The sequence below is a fragment of the Streptomyces sp. Ag109_O5-1 genome (genome assembly GCF_003814875.1).
Taxonomy (GTDB): domain Bacteria; phylum Actinomycetota; class Actinomycetes; order Streptomycetales; family Streptomycetaceae; genus Streptomyces; species Streptomyces sasae.
Genome location: NZ_RKQF01000001.1, coordinates 1,163,119 through 1,180,673, shown reverse-complemented (window position 1 = coordinate 1,180,673; position 17,555 = coordinate 1,163,119). Strand labels below are relative to the sequence as shown.

Below are 17,555 nucleotides of genomic sequence, written 5' to 3'. Positions count from 1 at the left end.
AGACACCGACCACGAGTCGGTGCCGATAATCGAGTCGGGTCAGCGCGGCGTGAAGTCCTGGTTGCTGCCGGCCGTGTTCTTGCAGGGCCATTGGTCGAGCTGCTGGCCGAGGTTGCTGCCGCCGCCGTAGACGTCCAGGCACAGGCCGCTGTTCTGGTTCTGGAAGGAGTACGAGCCGTCGGACTGCTGCACCGGCAGCCATAGAGCGCCGGCCGCTCCGCTCGGGGCCTGCTGCACGATGTCGGGCGTACCGGCGGTCGTGGAACCGCCCGACACCGCCACGACCAGCCCGGAGTTCTGCGCCTGCAACTGCCCGTAACCGCCGGCGCCCGGCACGAACTGGAACTGCTGGTTGCTCTGCCCGTTGCAGGTCCACTGGTCGATCGCGGCGCCCGCGCTGCCGGAGTTGCCGTACACGTCCAGACACAGACTGCCGCTGCCGATCGCCAGCTGGTGGTAGCCGGTGGGGAAGCCACCACCGCCGCCCGAGGACTGGACGCCCGCCTGCTGGATGACCTGCTGCGCGCCCGACGGCCAATTGGTGCCGCTGACCTGGACGTTGCCGGTGAGGACGTTGTTGTGCGGAGGACCCGTGGCCACGTATGTGTTGCCGCCGTTGTACCAGTTGCCGGAGAACGTGCTGTCGTCGGTGTGGTTGTTGGCGTTGGCGTTGGTGAGCGCCCAGTTGCCGGCGTCCTGCACCACGTTGTTCGACACCGTCAGATACCGGGAGCCCTCGTCGAGGTACAGCGCGGTGGTGCGGTGGTTGTCGTACATGTAGTTGTCGGAGATCACCGAGCCGGGGTTCGCCGACAGGTTGTAGATGCTGCCGCCGTCGAACATCGCGTTCTTGGTGCCGAAGATCAGGTTGTGGGAGACGGTGTTGTTCTTCAGCGTCGTCGGGGTGCTGTAGACGGGCTGGTAGTTGTACGTGCCCCGGTTCACGTAGTCCTGGCTGCCGCCCGGGTCGTTGGCGCCCCAGCCCCACCCGATGTCGATGCCGTCGTAGGGCAGGTGGTCGCACTGGTTGTGGGTGATGGTGGCGTTGGTGACGTACGTGGACAGGATCGCGGCGGTCTCCTTGTAGTCGGTGCCCACGCCGCTGACCTTGTTGTTGCTGATGGTGATGTTCTGGTTGGTCATCTGCGGGTTGCCGGGGTGGTGCGCGTCCGGCTGGATCCCGCCGACCTGGATACCGCTGCCGGCGGTGTCGGTGAACGTGTTGCCGGTGATGGTGACGCCGTTCGCGCCGAGTCCGGTGCCGGAGGCGTTGGCGACACCGTCGTTGCCCACGCCGAGCCCGGCCTGTCCGAGCTCGGAGAACGTGTTGCCGGAGAAGGTGATGCCGGTGGCGGCCGAGACCTGGACGGCCGCGGGCATCTGCGCCCAGTGATTGCGCGTGGCCTCGAACTGCGTGCATCCCGACTTGCAGGTGCTCAGCCAGTTGGCGGGCATCGCGTAGGTGCCGGTGATGTGCGCGCCGCTCTGCTGGTCAGCGTAGCCGTCGGGTCCGCTGGGTCCGAGCCAGGAGGTTCCCGTGAACCGGATGCCGCTGAAGCCCAGACCGGCCACCGGTGAGCCGTAGCTGCCGCTGATGCCGAGCAGGCTCTGCAACCGGGGCAGTTCGACGTCGAGGCTGTTCGGGTTCTGCCCCGGCTGGGCCCGGTAGTACAGGTCGCCGGTGGACGAGTCGAGGTACCACTGTCCGGACTGCTGGAGGAATGCGTAGTTGTTCTCCAGGTACATCGTCCCGCCGGCGAACGGCGCGTTGATGGTGTCGTAGCCCCAGGAGTTGTTGTTCCACGCGGGCTGCTGCATGGTGACGGTCCTGCCGCTGATCGACTGGACCGGTGCGTAGCGGTCGGTGAAGGAGTTGAGGCTCTCGACTTCCATGTGGTTCTGGTCCGAGAGGCCGGCCAGGTAGTCGAGGGAGGAGTCGGTGACGGTCAGGCCGGTCTGGGTGAAGGTGAAGGCGGAGCGGGGCACCTGGATGGCCGCTCGCGATGCTTCCCTGCCGTTCACGTACAGCTGGCGCGTGTTCACGCCGGTGCCGACGTGGGCCGACCAGATGTTCTTCGCCTGAGCATGTACCTGCCAACCCGTTATCTGCTGGGCGCCGGTCACGACCGGCTGCTGCCCGGACATGGCCTGGTAGGTGATGGTGTGGCCGTTCTGGCCGCCGTCGTCGGAGCCGAAGGCAAGTGGCTTGGTCAGCCGGTAGGTGCCACCGGCCAGGTGGACGACGACGTCCGAGTCGGCCGAGAGCCGGTGCGCGGGCTGCTCTGCCTGATCGATGGTGGCGAACGGCTGCCCGGCGGTGCCGTTTCCGCCGGGAGCCGCATCCGGCGCCACGTACAGGTCGGCCGCCGCAGCCAGGTGCTCTGCCGGTACCGCGTACGCGACCCCGGCGGTGGCCGGGCTGCCGGCGAGTAGGGCGAGCAGAGCTGTGGGGGCGGCCCACAGGCCGCGGAGCGCTCCGGCTCTGAGCATGGTCATCCTCCGGTGGTGGCGCGTCTGGTGCCGGGTGGCCCGTGGCCGGCGGTGTGCCCGGCCACGGGCCGGAGCCGGTCAGGTCAGGTCAGGTCAGGTCAGGTCAGTTGAGGCTCCACTGCTGATTGGACCCGCCGTTGCACGGCCAGAGTTCCGCCAGGGCGCCGTTGGCCGTGGAGGCGCCGGTGACGTCGAGGCAGAGCCCGGACTGGGTGCCGGTGACTTTGCCGTCGGCGTTCACCTGCCATTGCTGGTTGGCGCCGCCGTTGCACGGCCAGGTCACCACCTTGGTACCGGCGGACGTCTGGTTGTCGTACGCGTCCAGGCACATCTGGCTGCTGCCGCTGTACACGGTCAGCTGGTTGGAGGACGTACGGGTCCAGGTCTGGTTGGCCCCGCCGCTGCAGTCCCAGATCTGCAGCTGCGTGCCGGCCGTGGTCGACGAGTTGGGCACGTCCAGGCACTTGCCGGCGCCGACCGCGTGCAGCGCGCCGGTGCCCGTCCCGCCGGAGGAGTTGCTGTATCCGGCCGCGGTGATGTTGGCCTGGACGGCGTTCTCGGTGGCGTCCGACGGGTAGCCGGAGGTCATCACGCCTTCGTAGAAGGTGCCTTGGGCGCCCTTGCTGTTGTCGCCGCCGGTGCCCAGGATGATGGCCCCCTGCTTGCGCATCGGGTTGTAGCCGGAGACGTTGGGACGCGGACCGTCGTAGAAGGTGGACAGGCCACCGGACTGCGCGTCGCCGCCGCGGATCGCCCAGTGGTTCGCCCCGCCCTTGATGATGGCGGTCGTGTAGCGGTGGTTGATGGTCGGATCGCCCGCGTTGTAGTGCTGATTGACCCCGGAGAAGAGGCCGTTCTCCAGGTCGGCCATGATCCAGGGGCCGTTGCCGCTGCCGTAGCCCCAGACCTTGATGTTGCCGAAGTAGATGGCCTCCATGGTGCCGTTGCCGTCGTCGTTGCTGTCCGTCTCGGCGTTGCCGTAGTCGAAGCAGCAGCCGCCGTTGTAGTGCGTGCCGTCGAGGATCGCGTACATGCCCTCGGGGTTGTCCCCGGTGGCGATGCCGTTGGTGTGGTTGTTGCGGTAGCCCGTGCCGGGTGCCACGAAGACGCCGTAGGCCTTGTGACCGCCCACCGTGGTGGGCGCGGCGGTCGCGTTCGCGAGGTTGTCGGGGCCGCCCGCCGCACCGCCGCCGGGTGCCTGGGTGAGGTTGTTCCCACGGCCCGACTGGTCGTAGATGATCGTGATCAGGCAGGTCGTCCCCGAGCAGAACGAGTCCTGGGCGGCGGCGTCGGCGTACCCGCCCGCGCTCAGGACGCCGATGTTGCGGGTGGTGTTGTCCGAGGCACGGCGCACCTGGTAGAGCGGCCCGTTGTACGAGGCGTACAGGGCTCGCGTGGTGCTGTGCGCCGCCACGCAGGGCGTCCCGCCTGCCGCATAGATGTCGCAGGGTCCGGACGTGGCGGCTCGGGCCGTGCCGGCCGTGGCGGTGGCGCCGGCCAGAGCTCCCGCGACGAGCGCGGCCGCGGCCCCCGCCCGGGCGAACGACTTCCACCGGGAGAGGGCCGGCGAAGGAACGTGCGCCTGAGACGGCGCGTTCCCGGGCCTGCCACGGTGTCGTACCGTCGCGAGTAACCGCGCGACGCCACCACGCCCGGACGACAGGTGGCGTCTTGTACGTGTGCTTCCCATCTGAACTCCCTACCGTGCCGTCGCAACCCGCTCGGGTTGTGGTGCAGTGGGATTGCGGAGAGGTTTCGGGGGGAGACGGTGCTCCCGGTCTCGCGGGGCTGTCACGGGTGTGAAGCCCTCTGCCGCCAACCCCTGTTGCCGAATCGATTCGACTGCTGATTCCCGCGGTGCGCAAGCTCTCTGCGTGCTCGAAAAGTTGCGGTGTGGCGGCAGCGGTACGACGGTGTGGCCGACTGCCGCTCGGGCGATGAGGCAGTCGCGGATGTGTCCGGCTCCGGAGTCCGGATCGCTCGGCTGACCCGCCATCATGCCGGTGAGCAGGGATACAGCCCAACAGACGGGCCACCGAGCGCCGGTTCGCAGGACACCGTCCGAAGCGGTCGGACTTCGGCTGTCACGTCGGCCCCGCACTCGCCGCGCGGCACACCGTCGACCCCACGCATCGCCGGTCGTGGCCTCCCGTCGAAGCGCTTGCGTCGAACCGGTTCGCTCAATTTCCTCCGGTATTTCGTGAGATCTGGAACGTATGCCGTTCAGGAAGCCGGGTGCCGTTCCCGCGGACTCACGGCACTGGAGCGCTCCGCGTCCTTCATCCGCCCTGGCCCGTCACGGTGCGCAGGCCAACTGCGGGGTGCCGCTGGGCACGAGGGGCTCGCCCGGCACCATGCCCGGCGAGTCCTCGGCGGCGGCTGCGCCCCCGTTCGCGCGGCTCACTGCGGCTCGCTGTGGCGGACTCGTCACCCTCGCGCCGCACAGCTTTGGCGAAGTGCCGCCGAAGACTCGGAAGACGCGAACCGGCCGCCGCCCGATCACGGCTGTCACGACTCCGCCGACCATGCCGTCGGCAGCCGGACCGACAACTTTTTCGGTGTACCCGCATATCTGATAATCCATCAGTTACTTGCGGGCGGCGTGTGGGGGAGCTGTGCCAGGCCGGGCCCCGAGGGAGCAGATCGGTCACGGAAGGCTCGGAGCGAAAGGGTCGTTCCCCTCCACTGACTGTCAGAGTTGGAAGTGGCTCCCTCGACAACTGGAAGGCGGTGCGCAAGGCGGTGAGGCTGCTCGACGGAGGCCCGAGCGCACAGGCCCCTTTACTCGGCCGAGTACGCTGAACGCTGACCTCGAAGAACGACCCGTCGCACGCCGCTCACGGACCACCCAACTGGGGGTCAAGGGGTCGCAGGTTCACATCCGGTCGTCCCGACGGTGCGAAGGGTCTTCGCGGGCGGTTGCCCGCGGGGCCCTTTTTCGCGTTCCCGGAAGAGGCCTGACGTGGGCGGAGCGATGGAACGCCGCCGGGAGCCGTCCGGCCGGTTCCTTATGTTCCGCGGACATCGAGCCGGAGTACTCTGACGAGTGAGAGTTTGAACTCTCAAACATTCGCTCATCGGAGAACGTCATGCGCGTCGCGATCACCGGATCCACCGGACTCATCGGTTCCGCCCTCACCCGCTCCCTCCTCGCCGACGGCCACCAGGTGCTGCGGCTGACCCGCGGCCGGACCGCGTCCCGGCCGGCCGACGGCAGTGAATCCGCGCCCTGGGAGCCCGGCAGCCGGCTGGACCCCGCCGTCCTGGACGATGTCGACGCCGTGGTCCACCTCGCCGGCGCCGGGGTCGGCGACCGGCGCTGGAGCGAGACGTACAAGCAGGAGATCCGGCTCAGCCGGCTCCAGGGGACGCGGACCGTCGCCGAGGCGTGCGCCGAGGCCGCCCGGCCGCCCCGCGTGCTGGTCTCCGCCTCCGCCACCGGCTACTACGGCGACACCGGCGAGCGTGTCGTCACGGAGTCCGACCCGGTCGGGGACGACTTCCTCGCCTCCGTCTGCGTCGCCTGGGAGTCCGCCGCCGCACCGGCCGAGCGGGCCGGTGTCCGGGTCGTCCATCCGCGTACCGGTCTCGTGGTCTCCGCCGACGGCGGCGCCTGGGGCAAGCTGTTCCCGCTGTTCCGGTTCGGCCTCGGCGGCCGGCTCGGCTCCGGCGACCAGTACTGGCCCTTCATCTCGCTGCCCGACCACATCGCCGCGCTGCGCTATGCGATCGACCACGACGACATCGCCGGACCGCTCAACTTCACCGCCCCGGAACCGCTGACCAACCGTGAGATCACCCGCGCGATGGGCCGGATCCTGCACCGGCCCACCCTCGCCGCCGTCCCCGCCTTCGCGCTGAAGGCCGTCCTCGGCGAGTTCGCCGACGGCATCACCGGCAGCTGCCGCGCCGTCCCCGCCGGCCTGCAGAAGGCGGGCTTCACCTTCCGTCAGCCCGGCATCGACGAGGCTCTGCGCGCCGCCCTGTCCAAGGATCAGCCGACCGAGTCCGCCACCCCCGAAGCCCCATCGGAGGCCACTCCCGAAGCCGCATTGGAGGCCACGCCCGAGGTCACCCGCGAGGCGCCCCCCGGCGACGCAAGGACCGCCGCGAGCGCGGAGCCCGGCTCGATCCGGTAGTTGTCGCCCATCACCATCCGGTGCGCCGTGAGGATGTGGTCGCGGGTGGCGGCCGCCGCGGCCTCCGGATCCCGGCGCTCGCAGGCTTCCAGGATCGCCGCGTGGTGGTGCCCCGCCGGGCTGTGCCGCAGATCGAAGTGCATCCGGATGCGCTCGGCCTGGCCGGCGAGGCTCTCGATCTCGCGCAGCAGCACCGAGGACCCCGCCCGCTGGTAAAGGGCCATGTGGAAGCGGCGGTTGAGCTCGTTGAAGTCCCGCTGCGCATGGGCGCCCGCAAGGGCCGCATCCAGCCGCTCGTGCGCGTCACGCATCGCGGCGAGATCCTCCTCCCGCAGCCTCGGTACGGCGATCCGGGCGGCCAGCGTCTCCAGGTGGATCCGCAGCGCGGCCACCTCCTCGGCGAGCCCCAGATCCACGTCGGCCACCACCACACCCCGGTAGGGGAGCCGTCGTACCAGACCGGCGCTGTCCAGCTGGAGGATCGCCTCGCGGACCGGGGTCCGGCTCAGGCCCAGGCTCGCGGCGATCTCCGTGGGGTCGAGCCGGTCCCCGGGGGCCAGTTCGCCGGACACGATGCGCTCCTGCAGGTGCTCGAACACCAGGTCAGCGGCGCGCCGCTGGATGCTGGGCATATCCACCCGCTCCTTCGTTCTTCCCTCATCGACTCCGGACAACTTAGCGTCACGGCCTTGTCCCTACAGAATATCCAATGTTCAATGTCCAGCACATTGGATGCTCGGCAGTCTCGTATGCCTGCCGTACACCCCCGACGGAGTACCCGTGACGATCTTTCTCACCGATGCCGACGTCCGAGCGGCCTTCGGCTGGCCCGAGGCCGTCGCCGCCCTGCGTGCCGCCTACTCCGCGCCACCGGACGAGGCCCGCTTCCCGCCGCGCACGATGGCCCGCGGCGAGGGCCTGTGGCTGCGCACGCTCTGCGGGGTGCCCGGCGACGGCGCCCCGATGGGCGCCAAGCTGATCGCCGCCTCCCCGCGGAACCGGCGCGCCTCGTACCTGATCCCCCTCTTCGACCAGGAGACGGTCGAACTGCTCGCGCTCCTCGACGGCAACGCGATCACCGGCTTCCGTACGGCGGCCACCTCGGCGCTCGCCGCCGACGCGCTCGCCCCCGCCGGCCCCCTGAAGGCCGGTGTGATCGGCTCCGGCTTCGAGGCCCAGCACCACGTCCGTGCGCTCGCCGCGGTCCGCGAGCTCTCCTCGGTCACCGTGTTCAGCCCCAACCCGGCCAGCCGCACCCGCTTCACGGAGCGGCTCGCCGACCTGGGCGTGCCGTTGTACCAGGCGGACAGCGCCGAGGCCGCTGTCGAAGGTGCCGGTCTGGTGCTCTGCGCGGCCCGTTCCCGGGGCGAACGGCCGACCCTGCGTGAGGTGCGGGCGGGCACCACCGTCGTCTCGATCGGCTCCACGCTGCCCGAGCAGCGTGAGCTGGGCACGGAGGTGATGGCGCGGGCGGCCCTGATCGTCGCCGACCAGGTCCACGAAGTGGCCCACGAGACCGGTGATCTGATCGCCGCGAAGGAGGCGGGTGCCGACTTCGCGGGGAAGCTGGTCGGGCTCGCTGACGTCATCTCCGGGCGGACGCCAGGGCGTTCGGATCCGGACGCGATCGTCGTCTACAAGTCCGTCGGCTCGGCCGTCCAGGACCTCGCGGTCGCCGCGATGTGCGTCCGCCGGGCCGCCGGACTCTCCCTCGGCACCGAACTGCCGGTCACCATCACCCCGGTCGCGAAGTGAGGACCTCCGTGCGCAGCGAACTCGACGATCCGTCCCTGCTGAAGAACGCCGCCTACGTCGACGGCAAGTGGCTGACGGCCCCGGACACCTTCGCCGTACACGACCCGGCCACGGGCGAGGTACTGGCCCGGGTTCCTTTCCTGGACCGCGCGCAGACCGCGGCCGCCATCGACGCGGCGCACCGCGCCCTGCCCTCCTGGCGGGCCCTGTCCGCCAAGGAGCGGTCACGGATCCTGCGCCGCTGGTACGACCTGGTCACCGCGCACGCCGAGGACCTGGCCCGGCTGATCGTCCTGGAGGAGGGCAAGCCGTTCGCGGAGGCGCTCGGTGAAGTCGCCTACGCGGCCTCCTTCCTGGAGTGGTTCGCCGAGGAGGCCAAGCGGGTGCGCGGGGACGTGATGGCGGCGCCCGAGGCCTCGCGGCGGATCGTCGTCCTCAAGGAGCCGGTCGGCGTCTGCGCCGCGATCACGCCCTGGAACTTCCCAGCCGCGATGATCACCCGCAAGGCGGGCCCCGCCCTCGCCGCCGGCTGCACCATGGTCCTCAAGCCCGCCGAGCAGACCCCGCTGACCGCCCTCGCCCTCGCCGAACTGGCCGAGCGCGCAGGGGTTCCCGCCGGTGTCTTCAACGTGCTCACCGGCGACCCCCGCGAGATCGGCCCCGAGCTGACCGCCAACCCCCTGGTCCGGAAGATCACGTTCACCGGCTCCACCGAGGTCGGCCGGCTGCTGCTCGCCCAGTCGGCGGCGACCGTGAAGCGGACCTCCATGGAACTGGGCGGCAACGCACCCGTCCTGGTCTTCGACGACGCCGACCTCGACCTCGCGGTGGCCGGCGTGCTCGCGGCCAAGTACCGCAACACCGGGCAGGCCTGCATCAGCGCCAACCGGGTCTACGTCCAGGACGGTGTGTACGACGAGTTCGCCGCGAAGCTCGCCGAGAAGGTCGCCGGGCTCGCCGTCGGGGACGGGTTCGAGGACGGCGTGCAGCAGGGGCCGCTGATCGACGAGGACGCCGTGGCCAAGGTGGAGGCCCATGTGGCCGACGCGGTCGGACAGGGCGCCGAGGTGCTGCAGGGCGGGCGGCGGCACGCGCGCGGCGGGCTGTTCTACGAACCGACCGTCCTCACCGGCGTCACCGCCGCCATGGCCGTGACCCGCGAGGAGACCTTCGGCCCCGTCACCCCGCTGATCCGCTTCACCGGCGAACAGGACGCGGTCCGCGCCGCCAACGACACCGAATTCGGCCTCGCCGCCTACCTGTTCGCCCGGGACGCCGAACGCGTCTGGCGGGTCGGCGCCGCCCTGGAGGCGGGCATGGTCGGCGTCAACACCGGACTCATCTCGAACGAGATCGCGCCCTTCGGAGGCGTCAAGCAGTCCGGGACCGGCCGCGAGGGCTCGGTCTACGGCATCGAGGAATTCCTGGAACTCAAGTACCTCGCCTGGGAAGGCGCCGGCACCCCGAAGCTCTGAAAGGACCGCACGGACATGGCCCGTTACACCCGCGCCGAAGCCCGCGAATGGGCGCGTGAGAACCTCGTCGGCGTCGTCAACTGCACCATCCCGTCCTTCACGGGCGACCTCAGGCACATCAACGAGAAGGCGATCCGGCACGACACCCGGCTCGCGATCGAGCACGGCTTCATGGGCACCCTCGGTGTCTCGGAGGTCGCCATCCAGCTCCCCGAGTACCTGGACTTCCTCCGCATCATCAAGGACGAGGCCGGTGGGAGTTTCCTCCTCACCCACCACGCCGGCTGGGGCACGCTGGAGCAGAACATCGAGGCGGTCAAGGGCGCGGAGGAAGCCGGCGCCGAGCTGGTGCTGCTGTCGTACCCGCCGAACTTCTACCCGGAGTCCGAGCAGGACGTCTACGACTACACCAAGGCCGTCTGCGACGCGACGGACCTGGCCGTCATGCTCTTCCCCATGTACCTGTGGGGCTTCAGCCCCCGCATCCACCCCTCCGACATCCCCCTCCGGCTGCTCCGGCGGCTCATCGACGACTGCCCCAACATCGCCGCGATCAAGGCCGAGGGCGGCTTCCCGAGCATCCAGAGCGTCATCGAGTGCCACCGGCACTTCGGCGACGAGGTGGTCATCTCCATGCCGATCGAGGGCGAGCTGATCCCGCTCTCCCAGATCATGCCGCTCCAGTTCTCGGCCACCAGCGACCACGAGTACTACGGCCCGATGATCCCGCGCGCCTTCCAGCTGGTGCGGGAGGGAAAGTACGACGACGCGGCCGACCTCTACTGGCAGCTGCACCCGGCCCGCAAGATCAAGTCCGGGCTGGCCCCGGCCCTGCACGGCGGTGCGTTCATCAACCGGCAGGCCTGGAAGTTCCAGGGCTGGCTCCAGGGCTACAACGGCGGCCCGCTGCGCCAGCCCACCCAGCGCATCCACGACGCCCAGATGACCGCCCTGCGCAAGGGCCTCGTCGACGCCGGACTGGAACCGAGCATGGACCCGTTCCGCGAGTTCTTCGTGGGCCGCAACCCCGCGTAGCGCTGCGCGTGGAGAGCCGCTGCCGGCTGCGGGGTCCGTCCGCCGACTGCGGGTCCGTCGTGGCTGGTCGCGCAGTTTCTCGCGCCCCTCCAGCGCGCTGTCGTTAACCTGTCGTTATGTGCCCGAACCGCCTGCAAGGGGCCGAATCCGAGTCGTCCCCGGCCGTGGGGGCGCGGGCGACGACGCTGGCGTTCGCCCTTCGGCAGGCGGTGGCGAGTGCCGGGGGACTGGGTGGTCTGGTGCACCTGTGGGACCCCGGCACGGCCCGGCTGACCCTGGACGCGGTGGACGGCATCGCCGCCGGGGCCGCGCGGGCCTGGGCGGAGCTTCGCGAGGAGCAGGACGCGCCGCCCGCCCGTGCCCTGCGGCGCGGTGTCCTCGTCCGGGTGGACGGCGACTGCCTGGGGACGGGCGCGACCGGCACGGTGGCGGTGCCGCTCGTCGGTACCGCAGGACCGGTCGGCGCGCTCTCGGTACTGCTGGCCGGTCCCGGCGGTCCCGACGACGTACAGCTGTCGTTTCTGCACGCGGTGGCGTCCTGGACCGCCGAGCGCCTGGAGCGCTCCGCCGGGCGGCCGCCGCGCCGGGAGCCGGGACCCGGTCACGAGCGGACGGTCCGCGCCGTGGAGCTGACCGCGGCGCTCGCCGAGGCCGTGACCGTCCAGGACGTCGTACGCGCCGTCGCCGAGCACGTCCTGTCGCCCTTCGGCGCCGATGGACTGATCGTCTCCATCTACGAGGACGGCCGGCTGACCAGGGTCGGCGAGGTCGGCTACCCGCTGGACTACCTGAAGCGGTTCGAGGGCTCGCTCAACGCCATCGCCGGTATGCCCGTCACCGACGTGCTGCGGACCCGCAGGCCGCAGTTCCTGGAGTCGCCCGCCCAGATCTACGAGCGCTATCCCGCCGTCACCGACAAGATCATGATGGGGACCTCGCCCAAGATGGCGTGGGCCTTCCTGCCGCTGGTCGCCTCCGGGCGGGCCGTCGGGGTGTCGATCCTGTCCTACAACAAGCCGCGCGTCTTCAGCGAGGAGGACCGCACCCTCCTGACCGCACTCAGCGCCCTGGTCGGCCAGGCGCTGGAGCGGGCCCGCCTCTACGACCTGGAGCATGCCCTTGCCCAGGAACTGCAGAGCGCCCTGCTGCCGCAGACACTGCCGCGGCTGCCCGCCGCCGTCGCGGCCGCACGCTATCTGCCGGCGGGCCGGGGCGAGCAGGTGGGCGGCGACTGGTTCGACGTGATCCCGCTCTCCGCCGACCGGATCGCCATGGTGATCGGCGACGTGATGGGCCACGGGATCGCCGAGGCGGCCACCATGGGCCGGCTGCGCACCGCCGTACGCACCCTCGCCGACCTCGACATGGCCCCTGACGAACTGCTCGGCCATCTCAACGACCTGGTCAGCGAGCTGGGCGAGGACTTCTACGCCACCTGCCTGTACGCCGTCTACGACCCGGTCGGCCGCTCCTGCAGCTACTCCCTCGCCGGCCATCCGCCCCCGGTGTTCGTGTACCCCGACGGCACCGTGCACAGCCCCGTCCTGAGCCCCGATCCGCCGCTCGGCGCCGCCACCCCGCCGTTCGCCGTGCACGAGCTGCCGGTTCCCGACGGGAGTCTGGTCGTCCTGTGCACCGACGGGCTCATCGAGTCCGCCGTCCAGGACGCCGAGCAGGGACTGTCCCAGTTGCTGCGCGTCCTGTCCGAGGCCGCCGTCGGACCGGCCCGTTTCTCCGGCGCCGACCAGGAGGAGGACGTCCGGGGCATCGAGGAGCTGTGCGACACGGTCGTCACGGCCCTGCTGCCCGACCGGGGGCAGACCACCGACGACGCGGCCCTGCTCATCGCCCACACCCGGGCCATGCCCGCCGACGACGTCGCCTCCTTCGGCCTGGCGGACGACCCGAGGGCCGCGGGCCAGGCCCGTGAGATCGTCCGCGACCAGCTCTCCCACTGGGGCCTGGACGATCTGTCGATGACCACCGAACTCCTGGTGAGCGAGCTGGTCGGCAACGTCATCCGGCACGGCAAGGGCCCCATGCGGCTCCGGCTGCTGCGCAGCCGCATCCTCACCTGCGAGGTCTACGACGGCAGCCTCAGCACCCCGCGCATCCGCCACGCCACCTACACCGACGAGGGCGGCCGCGGCCTCCAGCTGGTCGCCGCCCTGTCCCGGCGCTGGGGAGCCCGCTACCTGCGCGACGCGAAGTGCATCTGGACGGAGCAGGACATCCCCAACGGCATCGCGGAACGGGTCGGCACCGCTTCCTGAGGAGCGGCCTGCCCACCGTCAGCGCGCGTACCGCGCCCGTACGATCTTCGGGTAGCGGGCGGTGAACACCGCGGGGACGACGAAGCCGAGCACTTGGAAGGCCACCTTGAGCCCGGTGCCGGCCCCGGCCGCCCCGCAGGCCGTGAGCGCGATCGCGGTGACGGTGAAGGCGGCGGCCCAGGCCGCCGTGATGACCACGTTGACGCGCAGGAACACCGGGTTGTCCCAGAGCTCTTCGGGCGTCGAGCGACGCGCGATGCCCAGCGTGAACGGCCGCCCGAGCGGCAGGGTGGCCCAGGCGGTCACCGCCAGCCAGGCGAAGGACAGCGCCCCGCCGTAGTGCGAGACCGAGGAGTCCGGTGCCACGAAGGCGACCGCCGTCAGGACGGCGAAGAACGCGGCCGTGCTCATCTCCAGGATCAGCGCGTCCCTGGCCGTCCCCGCCCGCAGGTTGACCGCGATCAGCGCCAGGCCGGTGAGGAGCCCGGCGAGGGCGCTCCACTGCCAGCCGAGCGGGGAGAGGCAGGCGTAGACGATCCAGGGGGCGAAGCCGCGCAGGTAGTGCATGGACAGACCCCTCCGAAGGGTGCCGAGGACCGTGACCCGCAAGGTGGATATTCCATCACTGACATGTCGAAGCTAAGATGTCTTACCGAACCTGTCAATGTTGGATTTACTGTGGAGGCATGAGCCTTCGCCACGCACTTCTCGGACTCCTGGCCGACCGGCCCGCCAGCGGCTACGACCTGCTGAAGCTGTTCGACACCTCGCTCGCCCACGTCTGGCCGGCCACCCAGAGCCAGCTCTACGGGGAACTGAACCGGCTCGCGGAGGCCGGGCTGGTCGACGTCTCGGCCGAGGGGCCGCGCCGGCGCAAGGAGTACACGGTCACCGAGGAGGGGCTCAAGGAGCTGCGGGCGTGGCTGGTCGCGCCGACACAGCAGCAGCCGCAGCGCAGCGAACTGCTGCTCAAGGTGTTTTTCTTCGACCTGGCGACGGACGAGCAGGCCCGCGCGGTCCTGGCCGAGCGGGAGCAGCGGGCCACGGCCTACCACGAGCGGCTCATGGAGCTGAGAACCGCGCTGGAGGACGAGGAGGGGCCGTTCACCTCCAACGGCCTGATCGCCCTCGAATACGGCCTGCGCCGGGCCGAGATGGAGTGGGAGTGGGCCCGCTGGGCCGCCGAACAGCTCGGGTGAGAACCGTCGGCGGCCCGCCGGCCGTGCGTCAGTTCACGAACCCCACATGGGCCAGGGCCTGCTTCAGCAGTACCCCGTGGCCGCCGGGCATCTCACTCTGCACGGCCTCCAGCATGGCCTCCTGCGGGCTGAACCACACCAGGTCCAGCGCGTCCTGCCGGGGCCGGCAGTCACCGGTCACCGGCACGATGTAGGCCAGCGACACCGCGTGCTGACGCGGGTCGTGGTACGGGGTGACGCCCAGCGTCGGGAAGTACTCCGCCACCGTGAACGGCTGCAGGGAGGCCGGCACCCGGGGCAGCGCGACCGGGCCGAGGTCCTTCTCCAGATGGCGCAGCAGCGCGTCGCGGACCCGCTCGTGGTGCAGGACACGGCCGGAGACGAGGGTCCGGCTGACCGTTCCGTCCGGGCCGATGCGGAGCAGCAGCCCGATGCTGGTGACTTCGCCGCTGTCGTCGACACGCACGGGCACGGCCTCCACGTACAGGATCGGCATGCGGGCGCGAGCCATCTCCAGCTCGTCGGAGGACAGCCAACCGGGCGTGGTATCGGTCATGTCAGACATTGCTTGATCATACTTTCCGGGCGGGGCGCGCTCAGTCGCGGCCGGGGTCGGATGCGGGAAGTCCGTAGAGGCGACGGGCGTTGTCGCGTCCTGTCCAGGCGGCGATCCGCACCGCGTCGGTCGGGCTCAGTTCGTCGGCGTCCACCCGGTCCTGGAGCAACCTGGCCAGACCCTGCCGGAAGGCCAGCGCGCCGAGATGGTGGAACTCAGCAACACCATAGGCGTCCGAGCTGTACAGCAGTTTGCGAAACGGAGTGATCTCCATCGCCTCCGCCAGCACCGCCCCCGCCCGGGCCGGGCCCACGAAGTGCAGGGCGAGCCCCACGTCGAGGTGGACGTGCTCGAAAACCGTTGCCAGATAGGCGGCCTGGCGCTGGTACGGCCAGCAGTGCAGCAGCAGCACCGGGACGGTGCCGGCGGTCATCCGCAGCCAGTCGGTGAGCAGGGCCGGGTCCGCGTGGTGGATCCGCAGGTCCGAGTCCCCGAAACCGGCGTGGAGTTGGAGCGGCAGCCCGAGGGTGACGGCGGTCCACAGCAGATGGCGTATCAGCACGGGGTCGGTGAGCCTGCCGCCGCCGGCCGCCAGCCACAGCGCGGCCGCCCGGGTCACCTCGGCGTACGTCGGCCGCGCCGGGTCCAGGGCGAAACCGGTGCGATAGGCGGCGACCGACTTGACCGCGACCACCCCGGGGCGTCGTACGGCCTCCTCGGCCGCGGCCCGGAAGGCGCCCGCGTACTCGCCCGCCTCGACGCCCCGCGCGGCCACCGCCTCGGCGATGCTCTCGAGGCGTACGACCTCGTACGCGACGCCACCCGCGGCGTCCGCGAGCTCGGCGGGGGAGGTGACCGGGTGCGGGGCGTAGCCGGTGTCCACACAGAAACTCTCCGCGTGCGCGGCCGTCAGGAACCGGCGGTTGACCTCCTGCCAGCCCAGTTCCGCCCGGCGCGCCAGGTACTCGGCGGCAGGGGCGTGCCGGGGCAGGTCCAGCAGGGGCGCGCAGTGCCGTCGTACGGCGATGCCGACCGGGCTGTCGAACGGCGACACGCCCGGCCAGGCCTCCCCCTCGGTCAGCAGCGACTCGAACTCCGGCCCGGTGAGGTCGGCGGTGACCGCCCCGTGGCAGTGGTGGTCCACGAGCGGCAGCGCGTCGAGGGCCTCCCTGACGGTCCCCGCCATCAGTACTTCCAGCGGTAGGCCGCCGCCACCCCGGCGTCGTCGAGCCCGGCGACGGCCGCCGTCTCGCCCTCCCGCACGGCGATCACCGCGTCCGCGAGGATCGGGCCCAGTGCAGTGCGCAGCACCTCGTCCTTGCGGAAGGCCTCCACGGCCTGCGGCAGCGAGGCCGGCAGCCGCCGTACACCGCGGGCCACCGCTTCGTCGGGGATCAGCCGGGCCGGGTCGTCTGCGACCTCCTCGGGCAGCGGGGCGGCCGAGGTGAGCCCGTCCAGTCCGGCGGCGATGGCGCAGCCGAGGGCCAGATACGGGTTGGCGGCCAGGTCGACCGGCTTGATCTCCAGGTTGGCGTCCTGGCGCTGGTGGCCGGCCGTGCCGGTGACGATCCGGATGCCGGTCTCCCGGGTCTCCCGGCCCCAGGCCGTGAACACCCCTGCCCACTGAGAGGGTTTGAGTCTCAGATAGCTGGCCGGGCTCGGCGCGGTCACTGCCGTCAGCGCGGGCAGATGCGTCAGCAGCCCGGCCACGAACGATTCCGCCTCGCCCGTCATGCCGTACCGGCCGTCGCCCCCGGCGTGCAGATTGACCCCGTCGCGCCAGGCGGAGAGATGGATGTGGCCGCCGTTGCCGACGCCCCGCTCGGCGACGGCCGGGGCGAAGGAGGCCCGCAGACCGTGCCGGTGCGAGACCGCGCGGATGGTCTGCCGTACCAGCACGCTCTGGTCGGCCGCCGCCACCGGGTCCAGGGCGTCGGTGGACACCTCGAACTGGCCCGGGGCGTACTCGGGGTGGAGCTGGGCGACCGGCACCTCCTGCTTCTCGAAGGCCGCGAGCAGGTCGGCGGCGTAGTCGCTCAGCTCGACCTGCCGGGTGGCGCCGTAGGCCGGGCCGGAGGCCGCCGGGGCGAACTCGTCGGCCGGCGCGGCGGCCCGGCCGACCGCCCACTCGACCTCGATACCCGCCTTGAAGGTGAGACCGTGCCGGTCCTCGGCGCCGGCGACGATCCGGCGCAGGAAGGTACGGCTGCACCCCGGGTGCCGGTCGCCTTCCTGGGTGATCCGGTCGACGGGGGCCCAGGCCCAGCCGGGCTGCCCGGCCAGCACCACCAGCCGGTCCAGGTCGGGGTAGAGACGCAGGTCGCCGTCGGGCGAGCCGAGGGCGTCGGTGCGTACGATCGCGTCGTTCGCCAGGAAGGTGTCGAACACCGGGGACATGCCGACGCCCCAGGCCACCGCGGGCTGGAGCCGCTGCCAGGGGACCGCCTTCACCCTGCAGATCCCGGCGGTGTCCACATAGGCCAGCACGATCCCGCGCACGCCCTGTGCGGACAGCTCATGGGCGAGGGCATGGGCCCGGGCGAGATCACCGGGGCGCCCGCCGGGCACGGGGTCGACAGGGGGTGGCATACGACGTCCTCCTCGGCGGCTCGACGGGCTCGGATGCGCGCGTC

At 71.1% G+C, this 17,555-nt stretch carries 12 protein-coding genes and 1 pseudogene; 6 read left to right on the top strand and 7 right to left on the bottom strand.

Features of this window, described 5'->3' with window-relative positions; all coding sequences use genetic code 11:
- Nucleotides 1–39 precede the first annotated feature (39 nt).
- Nucleotides 40–2,496 (bottom strand): RICIN domain-containing protein, encoded by a 2,457-nt coding sequence (locus EDD90_RS05385; RefSeq protein ID WP_260327650.1) that lies wholly within the window; start codon nucleotides 2,494–2,496, stop codon nucleotides 40–42.
- Between the two features lie 97 nt (nucleotides 2,497–2,593).
- Nucleotides 2,594–4,180 carry an arabinofuranosidase catalytic domain-containing protein gene (locus EDD90_RS05380; protein ID WP_260327649.1) on the bottom strand — a complete coding sequence of 529 codons (1,587 nt, stop codon included), beginning with the start codon at nucleotides 4,178–4,180 and terminating at the stop codon, nucleotides 2,594–2,596.
- 1,399 nt (nucleotides 4,181–5,579) lie between these two features.
- On the opposite strand from EDD90_RS05380, the gene EDD90_RS56795 reads away from it, so the two are divergent.
- The gene (locus EDD90_RS56795) at nucleotides 5,580–6,629 is read left to right on the top strand and encodes a TIGR01777 family oxidoreductase (protein ID WP_123971999.1); all 1,050 of its coding nucleotides are present in this window, start codon (nucleotides 5,580–5,582) and stop codon (nucleotides 6,627–6,629) included.
- 44 nt (nucleotides 6,630–6,673) lie between these two features.
- On the opposite strand, the pseudogene EDD90_RS05370 reads toward EDD90_RS56795, so the two are convergent.
- A pseudogene (locus EDD90_RS05370) lies at nucleotides 6,674–7,261 on the bottom strand (GntR family transcriptional regulator); the annotation flags it as partial.
- A 148-nt stretch (nucleotides 7,262–7,409) separates the two neighbouring features.
- Here EDD90_RS05370 and EDD90_RS05365 point away from each other — a divergent pair.
- The 4 genes from EDD90_RS05365 (at nucleotide 7,410) to EDD90_RS05350 (ending at nucleotide 13,167) form a co-directional block, all read left to right on the top strand.
- Nucleotides 7,410–8,384 carry an ornithine cyclodeaminase family protein gene (locus EDD90_RS05365; protein WP_123971997.1) on the top strand — a complete coding sequence of 325 codons (975 nt, stop codon included), beginning with the start codon at nucleotides 7,410–7,412 and terminating at the stop codon, nucleotides 8,382–8,384.
- A gap of 8 nt (nucleotides 8,385–8,392) precedes the next feature.
- Nucleotides 8,393–9,859 (top strand): NAD-dependent succinate-semialdehyde dehydrogenase, encoded by a 1,467-nt coding sequence (locus EDD90_RS05360; protein WP_185148945.1) that lies wholly within the window; start codon nucleotides 8,393–8,395, stop codon nucleotides 9,857–9,859.
- A gap of 15 nt (nucleotides 9,860–9,874) precedes the next feature.
- Complete coding sequence (locus EDD90_RS05355) at nucleotides 9,875–10,894, top strand: dihydrodipicolinate synthase family protein (RefSeq protein WP_123971995.1); 1,020 nt, start codon at nucleotides 9,875–9,877, stop codon at nucleotides 10,892–10,894.
- A gap of 116 nt (nucleotides 10,895–11,010) precedes the next feature.
- Entirely contained in the window at nucleotides 11,011–13,167 is a 2,157-nt protein-coding gene (locus tag EDD90_RS05350) for a SpoIIE family protein phosphatase (RefSeq protein WP_123971994.1), read from the top strand.
- A gap of 18 nt (nucleotides 13,168–13,185) precedes the next feature.
- Here EDD90_RS05350 and EDD90_RS05345 read toward each other — a convergent pair whose 3' ends face one another.
- Nucleotides 13,186–13,776: a hypothetical protein gene (locus EDD90_RS05345; protein ID WP_311737198.1), complete on the bottom strand. Its 591-nt coding sequence runs from the start codon at nucleotides 13,774–13,776 to the stop codon at nucleotides 13,186–13,188.
- Nucleotides 13,777–13,853: 77 nt separating this feature from the next.
- Between EDD90_RS05345 and EDD90_RS05340 the strand changes: the two genes are divergently transcribed.
- Entirely contained in the window at nucleotides 13,854–14,366 is a 513-nt protein-coding gene (locus tag EDD90_RS05340) for a PadR family transcriptional regulator (protein WP_123971993.1), read from the top strand.
- Nucleotides 14,367–14,394: 28 nt separating this feature from the next.
- On the opposite strand, the gene EDD90_RS05335 is transcribed toward EDD90_RS05340, so the two are convergent.
- The 3 genes from EDD90_RS05335 to EDD90_RS05325 are packed head-to-tail and all read right to left on the bottom strand — an operon-like array spanning nucleotide 14,395 to nucleotide 17,511.
- On the bottom strand, nucleotides 14,395–14,922 hold the full coding sequence (locus EDD90_RS05335) for an NUDIX hydrolase family protein (RefSeq protein ID WP_185149578.1): 528 nt from the start codon (nucleotides 14,920–14,922) through the stop codon (nucleotides 14,395–14,397).
- A 40-nt stretch (nucleotides 14,923–14,962) separates the two neighbouring features.
- Nucleotides 14,963–16,108, bottom strand: a complete 1,146-nt coding sequence (locus EDD90_RS05330) for an amidohydrolase family protein (RefSeq protein ID WP_185148943.1) — start codon at nucleotides 16,106–16,108, stop codon at nucleotides 14,963–14,965.
- Nucleotides 16,108–17,511: a glutamine synthetase family protein gene (locus EDD90_RS05325; RefSeq protein ID WP_123971991.1), complete on the bottom strand. Its 1,404-nt coding sequence runs from the start codon at nucleotides 17,509–17,511 to the stop codon at nucleotides 16,108–16,110. Before EDD90_RS05325 ends, EDD90_RS05330 begins: the two co-directional genes overlap by 1 nt.
- Nucleotides 17,512–17,555 lie beyond the last annotated feature (44 nt).

What these genes read in the sequence shown, in the direction of transcription:
- EDD90_RS05385 (WP_260327650.1), bottom strand. Translation starts at nt 2,496, where the DNA reads ATGACCATGCTCAGAGCCGGAGCGCTCCGCGGCCTGTGGGCCGCCCCC.
- EDD90_RS05380 (WP_260327649.1), bottom strand. Translation starts at nt 4,180, where the DNA reads ATGGGAAGCACACGTACAAGACGCCACCTGTCGTCCGGGCGTGGTGGC.
- EDD90_RS56795 (WP_123971999.1), top strand. Translation starts at nt 5,580, where the DNA reads ATGCGCGTCGCGATCACCGGATCCACCGGACTCATCGGTTCCGCCCTC.
- EDD90_RS05355 (WP_123971995.1), top strand. Translation starts at nt 9,875, where the DNA reads ATGGCCCGTTACACCCGCGCCGAAGCCCGCGAATGGGCGCGTGAGAAC.
- EDD90_RS05350 (WP_123971994.1), top strand. Translation starts at nt 11,011, where the DNA reads ATGTGCCCGAACCGCCTGCAAGGGGCCGAATCCGAGTCGTCCCCGGCC.
- EDD90_RS05340 (WP_123971993.1), top strand. Translation starts at nt 13,854, where the DNA reads ATGAGCCTTCGCCACGCACTTCTCGGACTCCTGGCCGACCGGCCCGCC.
- EDD90_RS05335 (WP_185149578.1), bottom strand. Translation starts at nt 14,922, where the DNA reads ATGACCGATACCACGCCCGGTTGGCTGTCCTCCGACGAGCTGGAGATG.
- EDD90_RS05330 (WP_185148943.1), bottom strand. Translation starts at nt 16,108, where the DNA reads ATGGCGGGGACCGTCAGGGAGGCCCTCGACGCGCTGCCGCTCGTGGAC.
- EDD90_RS05325 (WP_123971991.1), bottom strand. Translation starts at nt 17,511, where the DNA reads ATGCCACCCCCTGTCGACCCCGTGCCCGGCGGGCGCCCCGGTGATCTC.